The sequence below is a fragment of the Pseudomonas syringae KCTC 12500 genome, from assembly GCF_000507185.2.
Lineage (GTDB): Bacteria > Pseudomonadota > Gammaproteobacteria > Pseudomonadales > Pseudomonadaceae > Aquipseudomonas > Aquipseudomonas syringae.
In genome coordinates this window covers 5,971,238-5,993,527 of record NZ_AYTM02000002.1, presented here as the reverse complement: position 1 = coordinate 5,993,527, position 22,290 = coordinate 5,971,238, and the positions used below count along the sequence as shown (strand labels likewise).

Annotated in this window: 18 protein-coding genes; 7 read left to right on the top strand and 11 right to left on the bottom strand. The window is 59.9% G+C overall.

What is annotated here, in order from left to right:
• Positions 1 to 76 precede the first annotated feature (76 nt).
• From V476_RS26260 to V476_RS26250, 3 genes are all read left to right on the top strand, one after another.
• Entirely contained in the window at positions 77 to 1,036 is a 960-nt protein-coding gene (locus tag V476_RS26260; RefSeq protein WP_024959909.1) for a LysR substrate-binding domain-containing protein, read from the top strand.
• A 74-nt stretch (positions 1,037 to 1,110) separates the two neighbouring features.
• Entirely contained in the window at positions 1,111 to 1,719 is a 609-nt protein-coding gene (locus V476_RS26255) for an FMN-dependent NADH-azoreductase (protein WP_024959910.1), read from the top strand.
• A gap of 377 nt (positions 1,720 to 2,096) precedes the next feature.
• A complete protein-coding gene (locus V476_RS26250) occupies positions 2,097 to 3,137 on the top strand; it encodes an alpha/beta hydrolase family protein (protein WP_024650377.1) in 1,041 nt (346 codons plus the stop codon).
• A gap of 9 nt (positions 3,138 to 3,146) precedes the next feature.
• On the opposite strand, the gene V476_RS26245 is transcribed toward V476_RS26250, so the two are convergent.
• From V476_RS26245 to glgA, 10 genes are all read right to left on the bottom strand, one after another.
• The gene (locus V476_RS26245; RefSeq protein ID WP_003315336.1) at positions 3,147 to 3,800 is read right to left on the bottom strand and encodes a glycosyltransferase family 2 protein; all 654 of its coding nucleotides are present in this window, start codon (positions 3,798 to 3,800) and stop codon (positions 3,147 to 3,149) included.
• The gene (locus tag V476_RS26240) at positions 3,769 to 4,395 is read right to left on the bottom strand and encodes a class I SAM-dependent methyltransferase (protein WP_024959911.1); all 627 of its coding nucleotides are present in this window, start codon (positions 4,393 to 4,395) and stop codon (positions 3,769 to 3,771) included. The genes V476_RS26245 and V476_RS26240 overlap by 32 nt, the downstream gene beginning before the upstream one ends.
• The gene (locus V476_RS26235) at positions 4,392 to 5,165 is read right to left on the bottom strand and encodes a PIG-L deacetylase family protein (RefSeq protein ID WP_024959912.1); all 774 of its coding nucleotides are present in this window, start codon (positions 5,163 to 5,165) and stop codon (positions 4,392 to 4,394) included. The genes V476_RS26240 and V476_RS26235 overlap by 4 nt, the downstream gene beginning before the upstream one ends.
• A 13-nt stretch (positions 5,166 to 5,178) precedes the next feature.
• Positions 5,179 to 6,192: an acyl-CoA dehydrogenase family protein gene (locus V476_RS26230; protein ID WP_024959913.1), complete on the bottom strand. Its 1,014-nt coding sequence runs from the start codon at positions 6,190 to 6,192 to the stop codon at positions 5,179 to 5,181.
• Positions 6,189 to 8,372: a glycogen debranching protein GlgX gene (gene glgX / locus V476_RS26225; RefSeq protein ID WP_003315330.1), complete on the bottom strand. Its 2,184-nt coding sequence runs from the start codon at positions 8,370 to 8,372 to the stop codon at positions 6,189 to 6,191. The genes V476_RS26230 and glgX overlap by 4 nt, the downstream gene beginning before the upstream one ends.
• 156 nt (positions 8,373 to 8,528) lie before the next feature.
• Positions 8,529 to 8,915 (bottom strand): DUF2934 domain-containing protein, encoded by a 387-nt coding sequence (locus V476_RS26220; protein WP_024959914.1) that lies wholly within the window; start codon positions 8,913 to 8,915, stop codon positions 8,529 to 8,531.
• A gap of 17 nt (positions 8,916 to 8,932) precedes the next feature.
• Positions 8,933 to 11,716 carry a malto-oligosyltrehalose synthase gene (locus V476_RS26215; RefSeq protein ID WP_024959915.1) on the bottom strand — a complete coding sequence of 928 codons (2,784 nt, stop codon included), beginning with the start codon at positions 11,714 to 11,716 and terminating at the stop codon, positions 8,933 to 8,935.
• Positions 11,713 to 13,791, bottom strand: a complete 2,079-nt coding sequence (malQ, locus tag V476_RS26210) for a 4-alpha-glucanotransferase (RefSeq protein ID WP_024959916.1) — start codon at positions 13,789 to 13,791, stop codon at positions 11,713 to 11,715. The genes V476_RS26215 and malQ overlap by 4 nt, the downstream gene beginning before the upstream one ends.
• Positions 13,781 to 15,595: a malto-oligosyltrehalose trehalohydrolase gene (gene treZ / locus V476_RS26205; RefSeq protein WP_024959917.1), complete on the bottom strand. Its 1,815-nt coding sequence runs from the start codon at positions 15,593 to 15,595 to the stop codon at positions 13,781 to 13,783. Before treZ ends, malQ begins: the two co-directional genes overlap by 11 nt.
• Before the next feature lie 16 nt (positions 15,596 to 15,611).
• On the bottom strand, positions 15,612 to 17,210 hold the full coding sequence (gene glgA, locus V476_RS26200; RefSeq protein WP_024650370.1) for a glycogen synthase GlgA: 1,599 nt from the start codon (positions 17,208 to 17,210) through the stop codon (positions 15,612 to 15,614).
• A 615-nt stretch (positions 17,211 to 17,825) separates the two neighbouring features.
• Between glgA and V476_RS26195 the strand changes: the two genes are divergently transcribed.
• Positions 17,826 to 18,317: a GNAT family N-acetyltransferase gene (locus V476_RS26195; protein WP_003315325.1), complete on the top strand. Its 492-nt coding sequence runs from the start codon at positions 17,826 to 17,828 to the stop codon at positions 18,315 to 18,317.
• Between the two features lie 159 nt (positions 18,318 to 18,476).
• Here the strand turns inward: V476_RS26195 and V476_RS28700 are convergent, their stop codons facing one another.
• Complete coding sequence (locus tag V476_RS28700; RefSeq protein WP_003342104.1) at positions 18,477 to 18,650, bottom strand: DUF6026 family protein; 174 nt, start codon at positions 18,648 to 18,650, stop codon at positions 18,477 to 18,479.
• 263 nt (positions 18,651 to 18,913) lie between these two features.
• Here V476_RS28700 and gnd point away from each other — a divergent pair, with 263 nt between their 5' ends.
• The 3 genes from gnd to V476_RS26175 are packed head-to-tail and all read left to right on the top strand — an operon-like array spanning position 18,914 to position 22,273.
• Positions 18,914 to 19,939 (top strand): phosphogluconate dehydrogenase (NAD(+)-dependent, decarboxylating), encoded by a 1,026-nt coding sequence (gene gnd, locus V476_RS26185; RefSeq protein WP_146050736.1) that lies wholly within the window; start codon positions 18,914 to 18,916, stop codon positions 19,937 to 19,939.
• Entirely contained in the window at positions 19,939 to 21,471 is a 1,533-nt protein-coding gene (gene zwf, locus V476_RS26180) for a glucose-6-phosphate dehydrogenase (protein ID WP_024959919.1), read from the top strand. Before gnd ends, zwf begins: the two co-directional genes overlap by 1 nt.
• A complete protein-coding gene (locus V476_RS26175) occupies positions 21,464 to 22,273 on the top strand; it encodes a Cof-type HAD-IIB family hydrolase (RefSeq protein WP_024959920.1) in 810 nt (269 codons plus the stop codon). The genes zwf and V476_RS26175 overlap by 8 nt, the downstream gene beginning before the upstream one ends.
• Positions 22,274 to 22,290 lie beyond the last annotated feature (17 nt).

Genomic DNA, 22,290 nt, shown 5'->3' with positions numbered 1-22,290 from the left:
GCGCGATCCTCAGTCGCGGCCTTGAGGCACGGGGCACGGCGCTGCATACTCCCGGCTCTGAAAACGAGGTGGCCGGGTGTTTGATCTCAACGATCTGTTTTATTTCGTCCAGGTGGTCGAGTGCCTCGGCTTTGCGCCGGCAAGTCGCAAGCTGGGGATCCCCAAGTCCAAGCTCAGCCGGCGCATTGCCGGACTCGAGGAGCGTCTGGGTGTGCGCCTGATTCACCGCTCGACCCGCACCTTCGCGGTGACCGAAAGCGGGCGTGACTATTACGCGCACTGCGTGGCCATGCTGGTCGAGGCCGAGGCGGCCGAAGAGGCCATCCTGCGTTCCAAATCCGAACCGCAGGGCAGGGTGGTGATCAGTTGTCCTCCGGCGTTGGCAGCGATGGGCTTCAACGAGACCATCGCCCGTTTCGCGGCCGAGCACCCCAAGGTTCAGATCCAGGTCGAAAGTACCAACCGACGTGTCGACCCGCTGACCGAGAACATCGACATTGCGCTACGTGTGCGCTTTCCACCGCTGGAGGACGACGGGCTGGTGGTCAAGAAGCTCGGGCACAGTGCCCAGCGTCTGGTGGCGCGCGCGGACCTGGTGGCCAGGCTGTCGGCGACGCCTTCTCTCGACGCGCTGTCGACACTGCCCAGCCTCGACATGCCGTCTTCGAATCACGAGCACCGCTGGTTGCTGGAGACGCAGCCCGGCCAGTATGCCGAAATACGCCATACGCCGCGGCTCATCAGCTCGGACCTGGACATGATGCTGCAGGCCGCCTTGCAGGGTGTCGGTGTGGCCCAGCTTCCCGAGCTGATTGTCAGGGAAGCGTTGCAGGACGGACGTCTGATCGAGCTGTTCAGCGAGCACCGACCCAAGTGCGGCATCGTGCATGCCGTGTTCGCCTCGCGCCGAGGCCTGCTTCCAGCGGTCAGGGGCCTGCTGGATGTGTTCGAGACCTCGTTCAAAGAGCTCAGCCTGAGTCCCGATTCGCTTTATTGTTCTCTTAATAGAACGAACAGTCGCATTCAAGACCACTAATCATCTATTGCGATCAAGGATAGGATGCTCGCCACTTCATCGCCCTGTGGCGATTTTCTTATGGGAGCTACGTTATGAATCTATTGCACCTCGACTCCAGCATCCTCGGCGATCACTCTGCTTCGCGTCAGCTGACCCATGAGGTTGTCCAGGCCTACCTGAATGCGCACGCCGACAGCCAGGTCACCTACCGCGATCTGGCCAGCGACGCGCTTGGGCATTTCTCTGCCGCCAGCCTCGCCGCAGCGGGCACGCCTGTAGACGTCCGTGACGCCGCCCAGCAGCAGGAAGTGGCAGGCAACGAAGCCACCTTGCAGCAGTTTCTCGATTCGGACGTGCTGGTCATCGGCGCACCCATGTACAACTTCACCATCCCGACCCAGCTGAAAGCCTGGTTTGACCGGATTCTGATCGCGGGTCGCACGTTCCGTTATTCCGAGGCGGGCCCTGAAGGCCTGTGTGGCGGCAAGAAAGTCATTATCGTTTCCACCTCGGGCGGTCTGCACGCAGGGCAACCCACTGGCACCGGTCACGAAGAGCTGCTCAAGACGCTGTTCGCCTTCATCGGTATCACCGACCTGCAATTCGTCCGTGCCCACGGCCTGGCGTATGGCGAAGAGCCGCGTGCCAGCGCCATGAGCGCTGCTCAGCAATACATTCAGAACGAGTTGTTCGCGGCCTGATCCAGAGCGCTGTACACGAAACTCTACAACCTGCGCAGAGGTTCCTGCCGGGTTGTGGAGTTTTTTTGTTTCTGATGCACGGCGATGGGTTGCCGGCAAGCTGCGCGTTGACGGGAGACAACCTTGACAGCTTCCTTACAGGTAATGGCGATCTTTCGGGACTAGACTAGCCTTTTCGAGCAATGCCTTGTCAGGCTGGCGAAAATAGTCGCCCTCGCGAAAAAACAACGGGCAGTTTATGGCCCGGCTTGTGCACTATTTTTGTTTTCAACACTCATATCTGGGTGGGAACGGCGCGCTGGAGCATGATGCTCGACACAAGCGCTTGATGGATTGTCCGGACGAGGTTCCGGATTTTGCAAAGGTTGGGCCTTGCCATGGTACGTCTTTGTGCAGTGATGCTGGTTTTCCTGCTCGATAGCCTTGTTTCGGTGCACGCTCAGGCGGATGAGTCCTGGAGCGCGGGCTATCACCAGTTGAGTTTCCCTGATCCGCTGGATTCCCAGCCGGTTGAAGCCATTGCCTTTTACCCGTCGACCGCCGCCGAGCAAGTGAGCATCCTTCATGGCTATCGCGTCGAGGCCGGTGAAGAGGCGCCTATCGCAATGGGCCGTTTCCCCTTGCTGTTGCTGTCGCACGGCAATACCGGCACCCCGCTGGCGCTGCATGACCTGGCCACTTCGCTGGCGCGGCAGGGGTTTGTGGTGGTTGCCGTGGTCCATCCTGGCGACAATGATCGCGATCACAGCCGTCTCGGCAGCCTGAGTAACCTGTACGGTCGGCCGCTGCAGATTTCCGAAGCGATCAGTACGGCCTTGCTCGACCCCTTGCTGGCCCCCTATCTCAATGCCCGGCAAGTGGGCGTGATCGGTTATTCGGCCGGTGGCGAAACCGCGCTGATTCTCGCTGGCGCGCAGCCTGATCTGCAGCGTCTGCGTCAGTACTGCGTCGAGCGCCCGACAGACCGCGACGCCTGCAAGACTCAGGGCGAACTGGTCGCGGACCGTGATGACCTTCATGCTCAAGCTGACCCGCGGGTTGGCGCGTTGATGTTGATGGCACCATTGAGCCTGATGTTCGGCCGTCACACGTTGGGTGATGTGCACGTGCCGGTTTTGATGTACGCGGGAGATGACGATCAGTTGCTGGCGATCGACCGAAACGCAGAGGCACTGGCGCGCAAGCTGCCGCAGCCGCCCGACTACAAGCTACTGGCCGGGGCAGGGCATTTTGTCTTCATGGCACCCTGCAGTGATGAGCAGCGCGCCAGTGCGCCGTTGCTGTGCAACGACCCTGACGGCGTGGACCGAGAGGATATTCACCGCAACCTGAGTGCCGAAGCGGTGCGGTTTTTCAGTGCGGCGCTCAATTCCGCCGACGATGACCGTTCAGGCATGCAAACGGCGCATCATCAGTGAGCACGCCGTTCAGGCATTCAGCGAACTTAGAAAATCACCAAACCCGCCCCTGGCTTTCGAGTCGAGGCGGGTGCTGGTTGTGACCTTGGGGCGGCAACTCCAGGCGATACGCGCACCGATCAACTCCAGCTGCTGAATCAGGTGCACGTCTTCGTGGCAGGGCAGTGCCGGAAAACCACCTGCGCTGATGTACGCAATCGAGCTGACGCCCAGATTGGCACCATGAATGTGTCTGTGACCGTCACGGTGCTGGTAATGCTGCAGGTAAGCAGCTTGCGCGGCCGCCGAGATGTCCTTGCTCCAGTCGCCGGGCGTGACCGTTCCGCACACCGCGTCGGCATCCAGCGCCAGCTGTTCGGCAAGCCAGTCACTGGCCACGGTGCTGTCGCCATCGGTACACGCCAGCCAGCGCGCACCCCGGTCGAGAAGAAACTCCGCGCCCTGTGCTCGAGCCTGCCCCACGTTGCGCGCCGACACTTCGAGAATCATCACGCCGTGGGCACGCGCGATCTCCGCCGAGCGATCAGTGCAGCTGTCGAGAACCACCAGCACTTCCACGCATTCGCCCTTGAGGTCGGGGTGTGCAGCCGCCTGCTTTATCGTTTCGAGACACAAGTCGAGTAACTGCTCTTCATTGTGCACCGGGATCAGTATGCCGATCATCGGAGAATTCCTGTTCTGCTACGGAGGTTCCATCACGACTCCACAGGTCCAGCAGGAAATCCTGTTCGTGATGACTGAAAAGTCGGTGCATGGACAAGCGTGCAGCAAGGATGTCGTGAACCGCCTGGGCGTTCAGCGGGCAGCCTTCGATATCGGGCCGCCAGTGACAGGCGAGCAACTGGCCATCCGGTGCGAGGGCCGCCAGTGCGCGGTCGATCAGGCCGTGCAGGTCGTCGGCGTCCAGGTAATAACCCATCTCGCTGAAGACGATCAGGTCAAATTCGCCCTGCGGCCATTGCTGCGGCAAACGCGCCTGCAACACTTTGGCATGGGGCAGGCCGGCCAGACGCTTGCGTGCCAGGTCCACAGCCAGATTCGAGGTGTCGCAGCACACCAGTGAATCGCAGCGCCCGGCAAGATCGGCACTGAGTTCACCGTTGGCGCAGCCAGGCTCGAATATCGAGCGGTAGCGTTCGCGGGGCAGAGCGGCCAGTGTCAAGGCGCGCTTACGCCGTTCGTACCAGCGTTGCTTGAATGCCCACGGGTCCTCGTTGTTGAGAAACAGCTCATTGAAATAACTGTCCTGGACGCTCATGTGAACACCACTTCAAAGGGCTGCAGCAGCCTTTCCAGCACTGCGTCCGGCAAAACCGGGGAAAGACCGATGGCCGGATCACCCTGCAACTGGCTGGTGAACGCTTGGGCAGCATTGCGTTTATGGGCCAGCGTGACCGGATCGAGCAGCAGCTTGCGCGCTCTGTCCCATGGCAGGCGTTGGTCTTCCGGGTCAGCCCAGTGCCAGGCCCAGACCGGCACTTCGTGGAACTGTGCTCCGGTGGTCTTGCAGGCCTTTGCACTGGCTCTGCCTACCGCCTCATGGTCGCTGTGGCCATCTTCTGCCCAAGTGGCGAATACCACGTCGGCAGGGCCCAGATGCTGTTCAAGAAAGGCCACCAGTTGATCTTCCGCGTCGGCCACGGCGCCGTCCTGAAGGCCGCAACGCAACCACTCGAGGCGTTCTGCAGGTATACCGAGGCGATTTAAGGCTTCGGCACTTTCCTCAGGTCGGACTTTGCACAGACGATCGACGGGCCAGAGCGTGGAGCCCGGATGGCTAGCCGTACCATCGGTGACCGAGATCAGTAACAGGTTGCGTTCCAGTTGCGCCAGTTGGCTCATCAGACCGCCACAGGCCAGTATTTCATCATCCGGGTGCGGGGCGATGATCACGGCTCGGCAATTGGTCGGCACCAGCAAGTCAGCGGTAATCACAGGCAGGCCGTGCAGCTTGGTCGAAGCGTTCCAGGCGGCGAGGGAAGTACCCTGGCCGGACTCGTCATCACTCACTACGAACCCTTCACTCATGCTCTATACGCTCTCATAGTGACCACGTGCGTGCAGCGGGCAACGCCTTGCCGGACAACTGCCCCAACGCCGCCAAATCCTGCTCGGCGTGGCTCTGACGCAGGAAAACCGGCAGGTCGGTGATCAGCCGGGCGAAGTGCGGGTCCTTGCAATAAGGGCCGGCCCCGACGGCCCTGCCCACATGCTGAATCACCAGGTCGGCGGCTTGTTCGACATAAGCACGGCAACGTCTGGCAAGCATCTCGGCATTGTCGGCTGGCGCCTGATCGAGGTGCGCGGCAGCGGCGCGCAACACATCGATTGCGGCATGCAGTGCGACGTCCACAGCGCCAAGGTGCGCAAGGGCGTGCGGGTCCTCACGCTTGCCGACATGGGTCACCAGGCGCTGCGCGATGGCGCGTGATGCGCCGTACCAGCAGGCCGCAATGCCGATGCCGCCCTGCCAGAAGCCGGGTCTGTCGAGATAGCCGCCCGGCTTCCCGATCGCCTGACCGATGGCGTTGTCGAAGACCACGTCGATACTGCCGGTAGCACCCATGCCCACTGCGCGCCAACCGTCGCTGGTCATGTGTACGCCGGGTTGGTCAAGGCGTACTGCAACCAGCTGCTGCCGATGTTCGGCGTCCCATGCCGTGATCAACGCATGGCTCAACGCCGAAGCGCCCGAGCACCATGCCTTGCGGCCGTGCAGGCGAACTGCACCGCCTGCGCCGCTGATATTCACCCGTGCCTGCGGCGGCTCTGCCGCCCACATGCCCCAGGTGCTGAATTGTTCGGGGGGCGGGGCACTCAGTTCCGCCATGATCGCCAAGGCGTCTGTGTGCCCCTCGTACAACTTGCACAACCCCAGGTCGTGGCCTGCGACGCAGGCCAGCGCCCGCCAGCGCTCAAGTGTCTGACCGCGGGCAGGCAGGGGAAGCTGATCCAGACCTTCATTGACCAATGCCTGCAAGCACTCGCCCAGCGCACGCGTATCGGCATAACCGTGCTTGCGCCAGTCGAGAAACTCACTCAAGGCATCGATCATTGCTGGTCTTCACGCTTCAGTTCGAACAGCAGCAGCGAACGCGGCGTTACGGTGTATTGCGAACCGAACGCGAAGTGCTCCTTGCTGCGTGCATCATCCTGGTTGGTGTCGATCAGGCACTCGTAATGGGTACCTTCAGGCACTTCCGGCAGGGTGAAGTTGACGCCGTCATGATGCGCGTTGACCACCAGCAGCAGCGTGGCGTCGGCACCCGCGCGGCGGATACCGGTTTCCTGTGCGCGACCGTCCATCAGCATGCCCAGGCAACGGCCATTGGCATCGTGCCACTGCTCGACGCTCATCTCGTTGCCATCCGGAGCAAGCCAGGTGACGTCCTTGACGCCGATCTCTTCGTTATAGTCGCCTACCAGGAAGCGGCTGCGACGCAGGATCGGGTAGGTTTGACGCAGCTTGATCACGCGGGTGACGAACTTGAGCAGCGCTTCGCCATCTTCGTCCAGATCCCAGTTGATCCAGCCAATCTCGCTGTCCTGGCAGTAGGCATTGTTGTTGCCGTGCTGAGTACGCGCGAATTCATCGCCCGCCACAATCATCGGCGTACCTTGTGCCAGCAGCAGGGTGGCGAACAAGTTGCGCATCTGACGCAGACGCAGGCTGTTGATTTCCGGATCTTCGGTCGGACCTTCAACGCCGTGGTTCCAGGACAGATTATTGTTGCTGCCGTCCTGGTTGTTTTCGTCGTTGGCTTCGTTGTGCTTGTCGTTGTACGACACCAGGTCATGCAGCGTAAAACCATCGTGCGCGGTGATGAAGTTCACGGACGCCTGCGGACGACGGCCGCGCTGGTTGAACATGTTGCCGGACGCGGTCATGCGCGCAGCGAAGTCAGCCAGTTGAGCTTCGTCGCCTTTCCAGAAGGCACGAACCGTGTCGCGGAACTTGTCGTTCCATTCCATCCAGCCTGGTGGGAAACCGCCCACCTGGTAGCCGCCCGGACCGCAGTCCCATGGCTCGGCGACCAGTTTGACCTGACGCAGCACCGGGTCCTGACGACAGGCGACCAGGAAGCTGTGGCGCTCGTCGAAACCGTCGTGGTAGCGGCCCAGAATGGTCGCCAGGTCGAAGCGGAAGCCGTCGACGTGCATTTCCGAAGCCCAGTAGCGCAGGGAGTCGGTGACCATTTGCAATACGCAAGGGTGGCTCAGGTCGAGGGTGTTGCCGGTGCCCGAGTCGTTGATGTAGTAGCGCTTGTCGTCCGGCATCAGGCGGTAGTACGAAGCGTTGTCGATACCGCGCATCGACAGGGTAGGGCCCAGCTCGTTACCTTCGGCGGTGTGGTTGTAGACCACATCGAGGATGACCTCGAGACCGGCGTGGTGCAGGTGCGCAACCATTTCCTTGAATTCGGCAATCTTGCCGCTCGCCAGGTAACGCGGGTCCGGGGCGAAGAACGCGATGCTGTTGTAGCCCCAATAGTTGGTCATGCCCTTCTGCAGCAAATGCTGGTCATTGACGAAGGCATGAATCGGCAGCAGCTCGACGGAGGTCACACCCAGCTTGCGAATGTGCTCGACGACCGGCGCTGATCCGAGACCGGCGAACGTGCCGCGCAGCTCTTCGGCCACCTCAGGGTGACGCATGGTGATGCCGCGTACGTGGGTTTCGTAGAAAATCGTCTTGTCCCAAGGCGTACCGACGCGCTGATCACGGCCCCAGGTGTAGGCCTCGTCGATCACCTTGCTTTTCGGTACGAAAGGGGCGCTGTCGCGTTCGTCGAAGCTCAGGTCGCCGTCAGGATGGCCAATGGTGTAACCGAACAGCGCTTCCGACCATTTCAGTTCGCCGACCAATTGCTTGGCGTACGGGTCGATCAGCAGCTTGTTATGGTTGAAACGATGACCATTCTTTGGATCGTACGGACCGTACACGCGATAGCCGTAGATCTGGCCCGGGTGAGCGTCCGGCAGGTAGCCATGGTAAATCTCGTCGGTGTATTCCGGAAGCTCGATGCGTTCCAGTTCGATTTCGCCAGTGGAGTCGAACAGGCAAAGCTCTACCTTGGTGGCGTTTGCCGAGAACAGGGCGAAGTTGACGCCCAGGCCATCCCAGCTTGCACCGAGAGGAAAGGGAAGTCCTTCACGAATGCGAGACGGGGTACTGCCAGGGTTGTCTAGCGGGGCTGAATTATCTTCTGCCGGTGTAGTGGACTTCGTATTCATGGTGACTTCCTGACGTCGAATGATTTTCTGAGCGGCCAAGGCCGCTACCGAAGCCGCTGGCTTCGATACTGACGATAATCTAAGGGGGTGTAGCAGGCCTCATCTCTGGTCAGAGCGAGACCTGCAATAGTTGACCGGTGCGCGGCCAGAAGAGTTTCAAGAATTCGACGGCTTGCGCGGCTTCTTCGGAGCAGGTTTGGCAGGCGCGTCGCTTGCAGCGGCTGCAGGGGGCTTGGCCTTGGGAGCAGGTTTGGCAGCCGCCTTGGGAGCAGGCTTGGGCTTGGCTTCGCCAGCAGGCTTTGGCGCAGGCGCCGATTTTGCGGCGGGCTTGGCCGCGCCCTTGGCAGGCGCCTTGGCGCTGTCTACCTCAGGCAGCTTGGGCTTGGTCGATTTGCGCACACTGGACTTGTTCGGCGCCAGCGCTTCGGCCTCGGCCAGCTTGCGCGCCATTTCCCAGTGACGCTCGTCGTGACCGGAAGGTTTACCCTCCGATTCCCAGATTTGGTAAGCAAAGTCGCGAATTCTTTTTTCGTCGGCACTCATCTTGAGACTCCCAGCTATTACATAGTTTGAATAAGCAGATTGACGGAAAATCTTTCAAGCGCTGCACTGAGCGGTACTTCCCGATCACTCGTCACGACAACGTCAGAAAAGAGTCCCTTCCAGTCAGAACCGGAGTCGGCAAACGGCAACATGATCCGTGTGTCGCCCCAATTGGCAGCATTAATCAATGGAGTTTGCGCAGTACCCAATAGTTCACTGCATGTGCGTGGTACTACAATGATAGCGCGCACTCCTTGCGTCTCCCGGGCAAAGGCCATCACCTGCTCGGCGTGGCTGCCCTTTATTTCCAGCGGTTGATAGCTGCCCTCGCTGAACAGTCCCGGATGTTCGGCACGCAGGTTCAAGACCTTCGCGATCAGCGCCTGCTTGATGCGCCCGTCCTTCCAGTCAGTCAGCAGCTCGGTAACGCTTGCGTCTTCGGCCAGAGCCTGTTTCCGTGCAGCGTAGTCAACCGGGCGGCGGTTGTCCGGGTCCACCAGGCTGAAATCCCAGAACTCGGTGCCCTGATACAAATCGGGAACACCGGGTACGCTCAAGCGTAGCAAGGTTTGCGCCAGACTGTTGAGCGCGCCGGCGGTGGCAATACGGTTGGCTGTCGCACTGAGGGATTGACGCAACGCCAGGGCTTCCGGTGCCAGCAGCAAACGCTCCAGAAATTCGCGGCAAGCGGTTTCGTAGGGCTGATTCGGTGCACTCCAGCTGCTTTGCAGCTTGGCTTCGCGCAGGGCTTTCTCCTGCCACTGGACCATGCGCTTCGCGTATTCCTGGTGAGCTTCTTCGCCCTCCAGGCTTAGCGGCCAGCTGCCCAGCAAGGCCTGATAAAGCATCAGCTCGTCGCCGGCACTGATCGTCGGCTCGTCACCCTTGAGCGGCATCGCCAGCTGTCTCCAGCGCTCTACCTGTTCGGCGTACCACGGGGCGCATTCACTCAGCACCGCAAGGCGTGTACGCGTATCTTCGCCACGCTTGTGATCGTGCGTTGCAGTGGTCAGCAAATTGTCTGGAAACTTCTCCAGACGTTGCAGGCAAACCTGATGGAAGTCTTCTACCGGCGCACTGAAGTGCTGCGGATGGAAACCCACATCGTTGCGCGAGAGCAGCACGGCAGAGCGGTAGAACGAGGTGTCTTCGACCGACTTCGCGGCAACCGGGGAGGTCAGCTGCTGGAAGCGTACACAGGCATTCTTGTAGGCCTTGCGCAGCGGGCCGCGTGGCAGTTTTCGCCACGGTTCGCCACCCAGCCAGCGTGCCAGGTAATCCAGCACCGGCCAGTCGCCTTCGTTCAGAGTGGCACGCGCGCCTTCCATGGCCTGCTGGAAATACTTGTCGTCTTGCGCAGAGCGGCCGCACACCGAGATGTACGTGCGATAAATCGGAAAATTGACGATCAGCGCGAGCAGGGCACGGCGAATCGCACCCAGGGTCAGGTCACGGCTCATCAGGTCGCTGCGTGCAACCTGCAGCAACGATTGAGCAACGTTCTCGAAATCGCCCGCCAGCGTGCCATGCAGGACCAAATCACGGGCCACCAGTACTTCCTGGTCGAAGTCAGCGGTACGTTCTGTCAGGCGGCTCCACAGCTCACCCAGAGGCTCTTCGCCCTTGGGGTCGTGTTGCAGCAGTGACACCTGATTCATGAACTCGTAACCGGTCGTGCCGTCAACGCTCCAGTCTTCACGCAGCGGCTCGTCGGGGCCGAGGATTTTCTCGACGAAGATCGGCAGATGATCAATCTGCGCGTGCTCGGGGCGCAGTTTGAGCAGACTTTTGACCCGACGATGCAGCTTGCGACCGTAGCCGCGCGGATCAGCCAAGCCATCGATGTGGTCGATACGCAGCCCGTCGACCAGGCCATCGGCAATCAGCTGGAATATCTTGCCGTGGGTGGCTTCGAACACCTGTGGCCGCTCGACACGCAGGCCGCCCAGCTCGTTGATGTCGAAGAAACGCCGCCAGTTGATGTCATCGCCAGCTGTGCGCCAACTGGCCAGACGATAGTGCTGACGCTCCAGCAACTGGTGCAGGCGCTGAAAGCCTTGAGGCTTGCTCGAATCGAAATGCGCGAGGATCTGCTCGACACCCTTGAGCACCTGCGGGTCCTTGGCCAGCTCGGCTAACTCGGCCTTGGCCTGGCGTGCACGCTCATAGGCCTGCGGGAACTGCGCCAGGGCGGTGAAACGCTGGGCCATTTCCTTTAGTTGGGGGTGATCCACGGCCTGCAACAGCGAGTCGTAAGTCAGTGGGCAGATCGGAAAGTGATGCTGATAGTGCTCGATGTAGAACGCACCATGCTCTGCGTCGAAGCGCAGCGGGATTTCGCCGGCCTGCAATACCGTGCCGTAATCGCTGCTCAGGAACGGTAGCAACAGTTGGCCTTCCAGCAGTGGGTCCGGCGAATTCCACTGAATGTCGAAGAACTCTGCATACGGGCTGCGACGGCCCCATTCCAGCAGGTCCAGCCACCACGGGTTGTCGGCGCCGCCGACCGCCATGTGGTTGGACACGATATCGAGAATCAGGCCCATACCGTGCTCGCGCAAGGTCTCGACCAGGCGCAGCAGGGCAGGTTCGCCGCCCAGTTCCGGATTGATGACCGTCGGGTCGACCACGTCATAGCCGTGCATCGAGCCGGCACGGGCTTTGAGCAGCGGCGATGCGTAGATGTGGCTGATACCCAGGCTGGCGAAGTAGGGCACCAGTGGCACGGCGTCGTCGAGGGTGAAATCCTTATGGAATTGCAGGCGCTGGGTGGCGCGCAAAGGCTGTAATGGACGGGTCATTGATCACGCTCCGTAGCCTGCAGCCGGGATCGGGAAAGCAATTCCAGTCGTCGAGCAGCATTCGGGTTATCTAGCAGAGAGGCCGCATCGCCGGGAAGACGCCTGCGCCAGTTGGGGTGGCTGTCAATGGTGCCGGGCAGGTTGGCCTGTTCTTCGACACCCAGCGCGTCTTCTATCGGCAGCAATACCAATGGCGCACGTGTATGACCCAGGTAGCTGATGCTCGCGTCGATGATCTGGGCCGGATCTTCAGTATCGGAGGGCATACTGTCGATGTTCTGACTCAAGGCACGCCGCAGGCTTTCATATTCCCGCGTGCGCTCTTCGCGCCACTGCGATTCGTGCTGATCGTCAATATGACCGAGGCGCGCGTTCCACTCGATATCCAGCTCGCTGAGCCAGCCTGCCAGGGTCGGCAGGTCGTGGGTACTGGTGGTCGCCAATGCTTGATCCGACCAGTCGAGAATCGGCTTGAACTGACCATTGTTCTGTTCGAACAGCAGTACACGCATGCCAAGAATTGCCCTGGCACTGAGTTTTTCGCTCAGGCCTTCAGGCACCGTACCGAGGTCTTCACCCAGCACGATCGCCTTGTGCCGCCAGGATTCCAGACTCAGCAAGCGAAGCATGTCGTCCAGCGGGAAGTTCAGATACGCGCCTTCGCTGGGAGGCGCCCCTTGCGGGATGACCCATAGGCGCTGCAAGCCCATGACATGGTCGATACGCAACCCGCCAGCATGGGCGAAGTTGGCCCGCAGCATCTCGATGAACGCGCGAAAGCCATTACGTTTGAGGCCGTCCGGCGAAAACGCGGAAATCCCCCAGCTCTGGCCGGCACGGTTGAGAATGTCTGGGGGAGCGCCGACGGTCAGAGCCGACAGCAGCTCGTCCTGGCGGCTCCAGGCCTGGCTTCCTGCGCCATCGGCGCCCACTGCCAGGTCGGCGATCAGGCCGACGCGCATGCCGCTGCTGCGTGCTGCAACCTGTGCACGCTCCAGACCACGGGCTATCAGCCATTGGGCGAACGCATGAAAGCTGATTTGCTCGCTATGGCTTTTGGCAAATTCTGCGACGGCGTCGCCGCGAGGGTCCTTGAACTGCTCAGGCCATTCATGCCAATTGCTGCCGATGTTCAGCGTTTCTGACTCGGCACACAGTGCTTCGAAGCGGCAGTGATTTTCCAGCGCTTCGCCACCGCTGTGGCGGAAGCTGTTGAAGTCTTCGTGCAGCGGATGATCACCTGAACTGAAGCCTTCATAAAGCGCGTGCAGCGCTTTCCATTTGGCATTGGCCGCGGCTGGCCAGTCGATCAGCGTTTGTGTTTCAAGGCGCTTCATCTCGTCGCCGACACGCGCGTCTTCGATGGCCTGACGCCACGCACTTTCACCAAGAATCGCACCCGGTGACGCGTACAGGCTGTTGAGGAACAGCCTGCTGGAAGGTGAATAAGGACTGTAACGGTGAGGGTCGTTGGCGAACATGGCGTGGATCGGGCTGATGCCCAGCGCATCGGCCCCTCGCTCGCCAGCAGAGCGCAAGACTTTCTCCAGCGCCTCGGTGTCACCAAAACCGCCATCACCTTCACGCCGCAAGCTGTAAAGCTGGGCGGTCAGGCCCCAGCCGTGCGGCTTCGAGGTCTCGGTGGCCATTGCCATGCTGAAGCAGGTTTTCGGCGCGACCGCGATGGTCAGATGCTGTCCTGCGATTTCCAGCTGCTGGTAGCCCGGCGGAGCCAGCGCCGGAAGCTCTGCGTTCGAGGTCAGCCTGGCATCCAGTGAAGAGCCGTCCTCGAGGTGTAGCGTGAACGGCGTTTGTGGCGCGAACCACTGGGACAGGTCCAGATTGCTTTCCACATCGACCGTCAGCAGTGGCGGGGCGCTGGTGCCGTGACTGGCTTTTTGCAAGCGCAGCAGGCTGGCATCGATAGCCTCGCCGCTTTCAGCAGGATAGCCCAGCGCTTCCAGAACCTTGCGCAGTACATCCGGGCTGACGGTCTGCGGCCGAGCGTTGGCATCGACCCAATGCACCGACAATCCTGCCTCGGTCGCAAGCCTCTCCAATTGCTCATTGTTCATCCTGTTCCTCCAGAACATCACTTGCTTTCAGGCTGACAATGGCCGTGTAAGCATTGAGGATGCCGCGTGGGGAAAGTTCGGACGATTTCTCTGCGCTGGAGAATATCTCGCGGGCACCCGCTTGTGGCGGTGCGTCAACCGCATGCTCGCTGAGATTGAGGTCAATACGCAGCTCGCTGCCATCACCCAGTGTCCAGCGCGCACTGACCGCCTTGTCACCGAGAATATCGGTCTTCAGGAAGCGTGCGCCCTGCAGGCGCGGCATGATTTCCTGGTGGCGCAATGCCAACAACTGCGTATAGAACTCCAGCCAGCTGCGATGATCCAGGCCTATGTCGGTATCGAGATCGACCGCTGAAAACGCCGGGCGTGACGCTTCGAATGTCTTGATGTCGTTTGGATCAGGAATGTGCTCGCGCTTTTCCGGATCGGCGAACGCGGCGAAATCAGCGAACTCCTTGCGACGTCCTTCACGTACCGCATCGGCCAGCTCGCCGTGGTGGCTGGTGAAGAACAGAAACGGTTCGCTGGCCGCCCATTCATCGCCCATGAACATCAACGGGATCATCGGTGAAAGCAGCAGCAGCACAGTGGCGGCTTTCAATGCCGCAGGCGCGCAGAGCTGCGGCAGGCGTTCACCGAGTGCGCGGTTGCCGATCTGATCGTGGTTCTGCAGAAACAACACAAAAGCCGACGGCGACAGGTGTGCACTGGGCTCGCCTCGCGTATGCCCGTGACGCGTCGGTTCGCCTTGGTAGACAAACCCTTCGCTGAGCAGACGCGCAAGCTTTTGCGTGGGCTCTTTGGCGAAGTCTGAATAATAAGCGTCGGTTTCACCGGTCAACAGCACGTGGAGGGTGTTGTGCCCGTCGTCGTCCCATTGAGCATCGAAGCCCTTTTCCAGAAGACCGGCCTGGTTGAACTCGTTCTCAAGGTTCAGCCACACGTGGCGGCCTGGTTCAATGCGGCCACGAACCCGCTCTGCGAACTCGGGCAGGAAGGTCTCGTCGCGAATGGCGTGTACAGCGTCCATACGCAGTCCGTCGAAGCGATACTCGAGCAGCCACATCAGGGCGTTGTCAACGAAAAAGTCGCGCACCTGCGGGCGTCTGAAATCGATCGCATCGCCCCACGGGGTGTGCAGGTCTGTACGGAAAAATTCTTTGGCGTAGCTGCCCAGGTAGTTGCCATCCGGCCCGAAGTGGTTGTACACCACGTCCAGAATCACCATAAGGCCAAGACCGTGGGCGGTGTCGATCAGGTGCTTGAGCTGTTCCGGCGTGCCATAAGAAGACTGCGGAGCGTAGTGCAGAACGCCGTCATAGCCCCAGTTGCGATCACCGGGGAACTGCGCAAGCGGCATCAGTTCGATTGCGGTAACGCCCAGTTTGGCAAGTCGTGGCAGGTGCTTTTCCACGCCAGCGTAGCCACCCATGGCGCCCACGTGCAGTTCATAGATGACAGCTTCGTGCCAGGGACGCCCGTTCCATGCAGTGTTTTGCCATGAATAAGCGTCAGGGTCGACGACGAGGCTTTCAGAATGAACGTCATCGACCTGCGCGCGGGAGGCGGGGTCAGGAACGTCCAGCTCGTGGTCGATCCTGAAGCGGTAGCGAGTACCCTCCTTGCAGCGAGCCTCCAGGACGAACCAGCCGTCTGACTGAGGCAGCATGGCCAGTGACTGGCCATCCTGCAGTTCGACATTTACGAAGGAGGCATCCGGTGCCCAGAGGGCAAACCGGGTGTGTTCAGGGTCCAACAAAACGGCGCCGTGGCGCCAGTTATCGTCTGTACGCAGGGGCATCCATTCAATCCTTAACCTAGTAGTTGCTGGAAATACTCACGTTTTTCTTCAACAGATCGCGATAGAGATCTGCGTAGGGCTCTACCGCCTGATGCCAGTTGAAGGGAGCCGCCATGGCACGGCAGCGCATGGCGTTGAGCAGCTCCGGATGGGCGAAGACCTGGAGAGCGCGATTCAGGGCCTCGGTGTAACTTTCGACTGTCGATTCATTGAACAGAAAGCCAGTGACACCATCTTCGATCGTATCGGCCAAGCCACCTGTATTGCGTGCGACAGGCAGCGAGCCGAAGCGTTGCGCATACATCTGGCTCAGCCCGCATGGCTCATAGCGGGACGGCATCAGCAGGAAATCGCTGCCGGCGAACATGCGTCGTGCGTCGGTTTCGTTGAAGCCAATGCGCACGCCAACACGCCCGGGGAAGCGTGCAGCCAGCTCGCGCATGGCATCTTCTTCTTCGGGTTCACCGCGGCCGATGATTGCGATCTGCCCGCCATTATTGACGATGTGTTCGGCAACGCCGATCGTCAGGTCCAGGCCTTTCTGGTACACGAGACGTGACACCACGGCGAACAGCGGCCCGGTAGAGGCATCCAGCTCGAACAGTTCACGTACGTAGTCAGCGTTGATTTCCTTGCGCGTCCATTCGTTGGGCGCAAAGTGGCAGATCAGATGTTCGTCGGTGGCGGCATCCCAGCTTTCGTCGATACCGTTGGGAATGCCGCTAAGCTGGCCCTTGTTGGCCTTGCTTTGCAGAAAGCCCTCAAGGCCGCAGCCGAACTCCGGGGTGGTGATTTCCCGCGCGTAGGTGGCGCTCACGGTGGTGATGTGGCTGGCGAAGGCCATGCCTGCCTTGATGAACGACAGCTGACCGTAAAACTCCATGCCTTCAGGGGTGATGGCGGAGTCCGGGATGCCCAGCTCACGGCTCGAGGCAGTGCTTACGGTGCCTTGATAGGCGAGGTTGTGAACAGTGAAGATACTTGGCGTGGACTGCCCGCGCCAGCGCATGTAAGCAGGCGCCAGGCCGGCGGGCCAGTCGTGGGCATGAACCAGCTCGGGGCACCACTGGCTCTTGACTTCGCCAGCCGCGAACTCGGCAGCTGCCAGGCCCAGACGGGCGAAGCGAATATGGTTATCGGACCAGTCGCGGCCAGTGCTGTCGGCGTAAGGGGTGCCTTCGCGCTCGTAAAGCTCCGGGCAGATCAGTACGTAGATCACCAGACCGTCTTTCATGTCCATACGACCGACCTTGCAAGGCGGCAGCGCTGCATGCCCGCCCAACTGGCTGATGATATGGATAGGATTACCGCTGTTGATGACCTGCGGATAACCTGGAATCAGTACGCGAACGTCGTGCAGGTGGCGCATGGCTCGCGGCAGTGCGGCAGACACATCGCCCAGCCCACCGGTTTTCACCAGATCGGCCAGTTCGGAGGTCACGAACAACACTTTGCGTCTGTTGACCTGGGACATGGTCGGCTGAGGCTGAACAGTCGACGTTGGCATTTGCAACACAGGAACGCTCTTGTTAGAGAACACCGGCAGATGAGTCAGCTCGCCGACAGGCTGGTTAAAACTCTCTCCCTTCTGGGTTTTCACAGCGGCGCTAATCATCAATTTTTCCCCTTAAAACAGTCTTGGTGCATCACTTGATTTTTATTGGCCATTTCCTATGGCCGGGTACACATACGTGCACTACGCAAGATCGATACCCGTTTTGACCATGCATAGTGACAAAGCGGTGTGATGTCGCCATTACCGGATGTCAGCCAATAGCATAGATGCTCTAATCACCTGACCCGGCGGTTTTGGAGAAGTTTCGACTTTTTTATTTGCGAATGTCTGGCACAGGCTTCGACGCCCCGCATGATGGCAGGCTGCAGGTGGCAGCCGGGTTGTCGCTGCGCTTTTTCAAGGCTTTTTTCTGCGTCCGGAGAGCCCGTTACCGGTCGTCGGATCGTTGGACAATCCCGTCCAGGCACTTGGTTTTCATCACTTATACCGTCGGGGTCCGGCTGTGATGAGCAGCAATGGTGCGCAACGCCTTTTCCGGGGGCGTGTATTGGTCAGTCTGCGGGCGCGACGAGAAAATCCTTACATCTACGTTGGAACATTTTGGCGCAGGGCAGGATAGAATCGGGCCACAAGCCCCGGCCTTGACACTGGCCTGAGGCATCACCCTTTGACTGATTTCACTGAATCACTCTGATTGAATTGACGAGGATGGAAATGGAAGCCCCCGAGGTACTGGTACTGCAAGCGAGCTATACAAATCCTGTGCACGCGGATGCGATCGGGTTCGTTTTGAATGAATATGCGATGGATGCCATGGGGACCGGGCGGCCTCTGTCGAGCGACACCCGTCGCCAGTTGGCAATCGAACTCGCAAAGCGTCCCTATGCGTTCAGCGTGCTGGCATTCATATCGGGTGAACCGGTGGGGTTGGTCAATTGCTTCGAAGGGTTTTCAACCTTTGCCTGTCGTCCGTTGGTCAATATTCATGACGTCGCGGTGCTCTCACAATATCGTGGCCTCGGTATCAGTCAGAAAATGTTGCTCAAGGTCGAAGAAATTGCACGCCAGCGTGGCTGCTGCAAGCTGACGCTTGAAGTTCTGGAAGGCAACGAGGTTGCGCAAGGGGCTTACAGAAAGCTCGGTTTCGACAATTATCAATTGAGCCCTGAAATGGGGCGTGCCATGTTCTGGCAGAAAGCGCTGTAGAGAGCTTATTCGCCAAGGGTCTTTTTTGATCGTTCAGTTGCAGACCGGGCGGCTCGGAAGATCAAGCAGGCTGCGGGGATCAACAGGGGGGCAGGTCAGGTGGGCAAGCCAGATGATCGGGCTTGCCCTGAGGCGTTTTGAAGAATGATACAGTTGCGGTCAGGCCTGAAGCATCTTGCCAGGGGCGGATAACTGCGATTGCTGCAGCATCGAGCTCAAATGAGCCACTTTTTTCTGCAACTGCTCGCGCTCTTCTTTTAATGTGCGCAGTTCGTCACGACGGATAGTGACATACAGGGTTTGTGGTGCAATTGCTGGTAGTACAGTGCCCATTGCTCACCTCGCAAATGGCGGATTCAACCTCAGAGAGGTCCATGGCAATGACTTTCAATCCCTGAGCGCCGCTGCTTACCCTCTCTATCGGCACCGATTTTGATTACTTTTGCATGATTTTGGAACTTTTTTATTTTTAATTGTCGCGAATGTCTCTTAATCGCGACAAAATGCACCACAGGAGGGCGCTCGCGTCTTCATCTTCTCGCAAGGGAACCGACGTTCCGCCTCGCTTGACTAAACAGCATGCTCGCAATCTGTCGATGCGCTGGACGGCAAGCGACGCACCTTTTTACGATTTAAGGAGCACCTTCATGCAACTTGGGATTATTGGACTGGGCCGCATGGGCGGCAACATCGCACGCCGTCTGATGCTGAATGGTCATACGACTGTGGTGTACGACCGTGATGAAGCATCGCGCAACGCCCTGGCCAATGACGGTTCGACTGCGGTCGCAGATCTGAAGGAACTGGTCAGCACGCTCGCCAAGCCCCGTGCTGTCTGGGTAATGCTCCCGGCCGGTGCGCCGACCGAAGACACCATCCAGACCCTCAGCGAGTTGCTTGACGCCGATGACGTGATCATCGACGGCGGTAATACGTTCTACAAGGACGATATCCGTCGCGCTCAGGAACTGACCGAGAAGGGCCTGCATTATGTCGATGTCGGCACGTCAGGCGGCGTCTGGGGCCTCGAGCGCGGCTACTGCATGATGATCGGAGGCGAGGCCGCCGTTGTCGAGCGCCTCGATCCGCTGTTCGCGACACTGGCTCCGGGCCTTGGCTCGATCGAGCGCACCCGTGACCGCACCTCGACCGATGATCGCGCCGAACGTGGCTATATCCACTCCGGCCCTGCGGGCTCCGGGCATTTCGTGAAGATGATCCATAACGGTATCGAATACGGAATGATGCAGGCCTTCGCCGAGGGCTTTGATCTTCTCAAGCAGAAAAACTCCGAACTCCTGCCGCCTGAACAGCGTTTCGACCTGAACACGGCTGACATTGCCGAAGTCTGGCGTCGTGGCAGTGTGGTGTCTTCCTGGCTGCTGGACCTGACCGCCGATGCCCTGGCCACCGACCCTCACCTGGATGCGTTCTCCGGTTCGGTTGCCGACAGCGGCGAAGGTCGCTGGACCATCGAAGCGGCCATTGAGCAGGCGGTTCCGGTTCCTGTGCTGTCCAGTGCTCTGTTTGCGCGATTCCGTTCCCGCCAGACAAGCTCGTACGCAGACAAGATGCTGTCCGCCATGCGCTTTGGATTTGGTGGCCACAAGGAACCCAAGTAATGGGCCTGTCGCGTGGCAGTGCCGAGCAAAAAACCGAGGTAGCCCCACCCACGACCCTGTTTCTGTTCGGTGCCCATGGAGACCTGGTCAAGCGCCTGTTGATGCCGGCGCTTTACAACCTGTCACGCGACGGTCTGGTGGATGAAGGGTTGCATATCGTCGGCGTCGATCACAATGCGATCAGCGATGCCGACTTTGCGAAAAAGCTCGAGAACTTCATTCGTGATGAGGCCGCCGGCAAGGTTGCTGGCGGCGGCAAGGATCCGCTCGATCCTGCGCTGTGGGGCAAGCTGGCCGAGCGCATCAGCTATGTGCAGGGCGACTTCCTCGACGATTCCACCTATCAGGACATCGCCAGCAAGATCGAGAGCACTGGTACCGCGAACGCGGTGTTCTATCTGGCCACCGCACCGCGATTTTTCAGTGAGGTTGCCCAGCGGCTGGGCTCGTCAGGTTTGCTGCAGGAAACCGAAAAAGGCTTCCGTCGCGTCGTGATCGAAAAGCCGTTCGGCTCCGATCTGGCCAGTGCGGTTGAGCTCAATGGGTGCCTTCTCAAGGTCATGAGCGAGAAGCAGATTTACCGGATCGACCATTACCTGGGCAAGGAGACGGTGCAGAACATTCTGGTCAGCCGTTTCTCCAATGGCCTGTTCGAGTCGTTCTGGAACAATCACTACATCGATCACGTACAGATCACGGCTGCGGAAACCGTAGGCGTGGAAACCCGTGGAAGCTTTTACGAGCATACCGGTGCCTTGCGCGACATGGTCCCCAACCACCTGTTCCAGCTGCTGGCAATGGTGGCGATGGAGCCGCCTGCCGCTTTCGGTGCCGATGCCGTTCGCGGTGAAAAGGCCAAGGTGGTCGGCGCGATCCGGCCGTGGAGCCAGGAGGAAGCCCTGGCCAATTCGGTGCGTGGTCAGTACGCCAAGGGCGTGATGGGCGACAAGGAGGTCGTCGGTTATCGCCAGGAAGATCGCGTGGAGCCGGACAGCAGCACCGAAACTTACGTTGCGCTCAAGGTCATGGTCGACAACTGGCGCTGGGTGGGTGTGCCTTTCTATCTGCGTACCGGCAAGCGCATGAGCGCTCGCAGCACGGAAATCGCCATCTGCTTCAAGCCTGCTCCTTATGCGCAGTTCCGCGATACCGAGGTCGACCGGCTCAAGCCCAACTACCTGCGGATCCAGATCCAGCCCAACGAAGGCATGTGGTTCGACCTGTTTGCCAAGCGTCCGGGCCCGGAATTGAAAATGGAGGATATTGCGCTGGGCTTCGCCTACAAGGACTTCTTCGAGATGCAGCCCTCCACAGGGTACGAAACCCTCATTTATGACTGCCTGACCGGTGATCAGACGCTCTTTCAGCGTGCCGACAACATCGAGAACGGCTGGCGTGCAGTGCAGCCGTTCCTCGATGCCTGGGCCGCACAGCCGCAAGTGCAGCTTTACGAAGCTGGCAAGGATGGCCCGCAAGCGGGTGAAGAGTTGCTGAGTCGTGATGGTCGGGAATGGAGAGAATTGAATGTCTGAACTGCCTGTACAGTTCCTGTTGTCTGACATCGACGGCACGTTACTGCGCCGTGATCACAGCCTTAGCCAAGCCAATATCGACGCCATCAAGCGCCTGCGTATTGCCGGCGTTCACTTTACGCTGGCCAGCAGTCGGCCGCCGAGGGCCATGCGTCAGGTGATCGAGGCGCTGGATGTCGACCTGCCCACCGTGGCATTCAATGGCGGCACCATCACCCATCCCGATGGCAGCCTGCTGGTGGCTCATCGCATTGACCCGCGCGCCGTTCGCATCTGTCTGGATCTGTTTGCCGGGCAGAACGTTGCCATCTGGGTCTTCGCCGATGATCAGTGGCTGCTGATCGATCCCGACGCCGCTTACGTCGATCATGAGCTTGATGCACTGGGCTATGACTATGTTCAGGTCGAGAGTTTCGAGCCGTATCTGGATCGCGTCGACAAGATCGTCGCGGCCAGCGGTGATTTCGAGTTGCTCAAGACCCTTGAGGCGCGCCTCAACCCGCAGATCAAAGGGCTTGCGCTGGCGGCCCGTTCGCAAAAATACTATCTGGATGTGACTGCGCTGGAGGCCAACAAGGGTTCCGCTCTGGTCGCGCTGGCGGACTATCTGGGCGTCGACCTGTCGCGTACGGCGGCCATAGGCGACGGCGGTAACGACGTGGCAATGTTCCACAAGGCCGGCTTGTCGATCGCCATGGGGCAGGGCGAGCAGACAGTCAAGGGACAGGCTGATCATGTTACTGATAGCAATGAGCAGGACGGAGTGGCCAACGCCATCGAGCGTTACATCCTGAACGTCTGATCGAGCTGCATACCCAC

Bases quoted from the DNA above. Each gene is read 5' to 3' on its own strand.
- V476_RS26255 (WP_024959910.1), top strand. From the start codon at position 1,111: ATGAATCTATTGCACCTCGACTCCAGCATCCTCGGCGATCACTCTGCT.
- V476_RS26250 (WP_024650377.1), top strand. From the start codon at position 2,097: ATGGTACGTCTTTGTGCAGTGATGCTGGTTTTCCTGCTCGATAGCCTT.
- V476_RS26245 (WP_003315336.1), bottom strand. From the start codon at position 3,800: ATGATCGGCATACTGATCCCGGTGCACAATGAAGAGCAGTTACTCGAC.
- V476_RS26240 (WP_024959911.1), bottom strand. From the start codon at position 4,395: ATGAGCGTCCAGGACAGTTATTTCAATGAGCTGTTTCTCAACAACGAG.
- V476_RS26235 (WP_024959912.1), bottom strand. From the start codon at position 5,165: ATGAGTGAAGGGTTCGTAGTGAGTGATGACGAGTCCGGCCAGGGTACT.
- V476_RS26230 (WP_024959913.1), bottom strand. From the start codon at position 6,192: ATGATCGATGCCTTGAGTGAGTTTCTCGACTGGCGCAAGCACGGTTAT.
- glgX (WP_003315330.1), bottom strand. From the start codon at position 8,372: ATGAATACGAAGTCCACTACACCGGCAGAAGATAATTCAGCCCCGCTA.
- V476_RS26220 (WP_024959914.1), bottom strand. From the start codon at position 8,915: ATGAGTGCCGACGAAAAAAGAATTCGCGACTTTGCTTACCAAATCTGG.
- V476_RS26215 (WP_024959915.1), bottom strand. From the start codon at position 11,716: ATGACCCGTCCATTACAGCCTTTGCGCGCCACCCAGCGCCTGCAATTC.
- malQ (WP_024959916.1), bottom strand. From the start codon at position 13,791: ATGAACAATGAGCAATTGGAGAGGCTTGCGACCGAGGCAGGATTGTCG.
- treZ (WP_024959917.1), bottom strand. From the start codon at position 15,595: ATGCCCCTGCGTACAGACGATAACTGGCGCCACGGCGCCGTTTTGTTG.
- glgA (WP_024650370.1), bottom strand. From the start codon at position 17,210: ATGATTAGCGCCGCTGTGAAAACCCAGAAGGGAGAGAGTTTTAACCAG.
- V476_RS26195 (WP_003315325.1), top strand. From the start codon at position 17,826: ATGGAAGCCCCCGAGGTACTGGTACTGCAAGCGAGCTATACAAATCCT.
- V476_RS28700 (WP_003342104.1), bottom strand. From the start codon at position 18,650: ATGGGCACTGTACTACCAGCAATTGCACCACAAACCCTGTATGTCACT.
- gnd (WP_146050736.1), top strand. From the start codon at position 18,914: ATGCGCTGGACGGCAAGCGACGCACCTTTTTACGATTTAAGGAGCACC.
- zwf (WP_024959919.1), top strand. From the start codon at position 19,939: ATGGGCCTGTCGCGTGGCAGTGCCGAGCAAAAAACCGAGGTAGCCCCA.
- V476_RS26175 (WP_024959920.1), top strand. From the start codon at position 21,464: ATGTCTGAACTGCCTGTACAGTTCCTGTTGTCTGACATCGACGGCACG.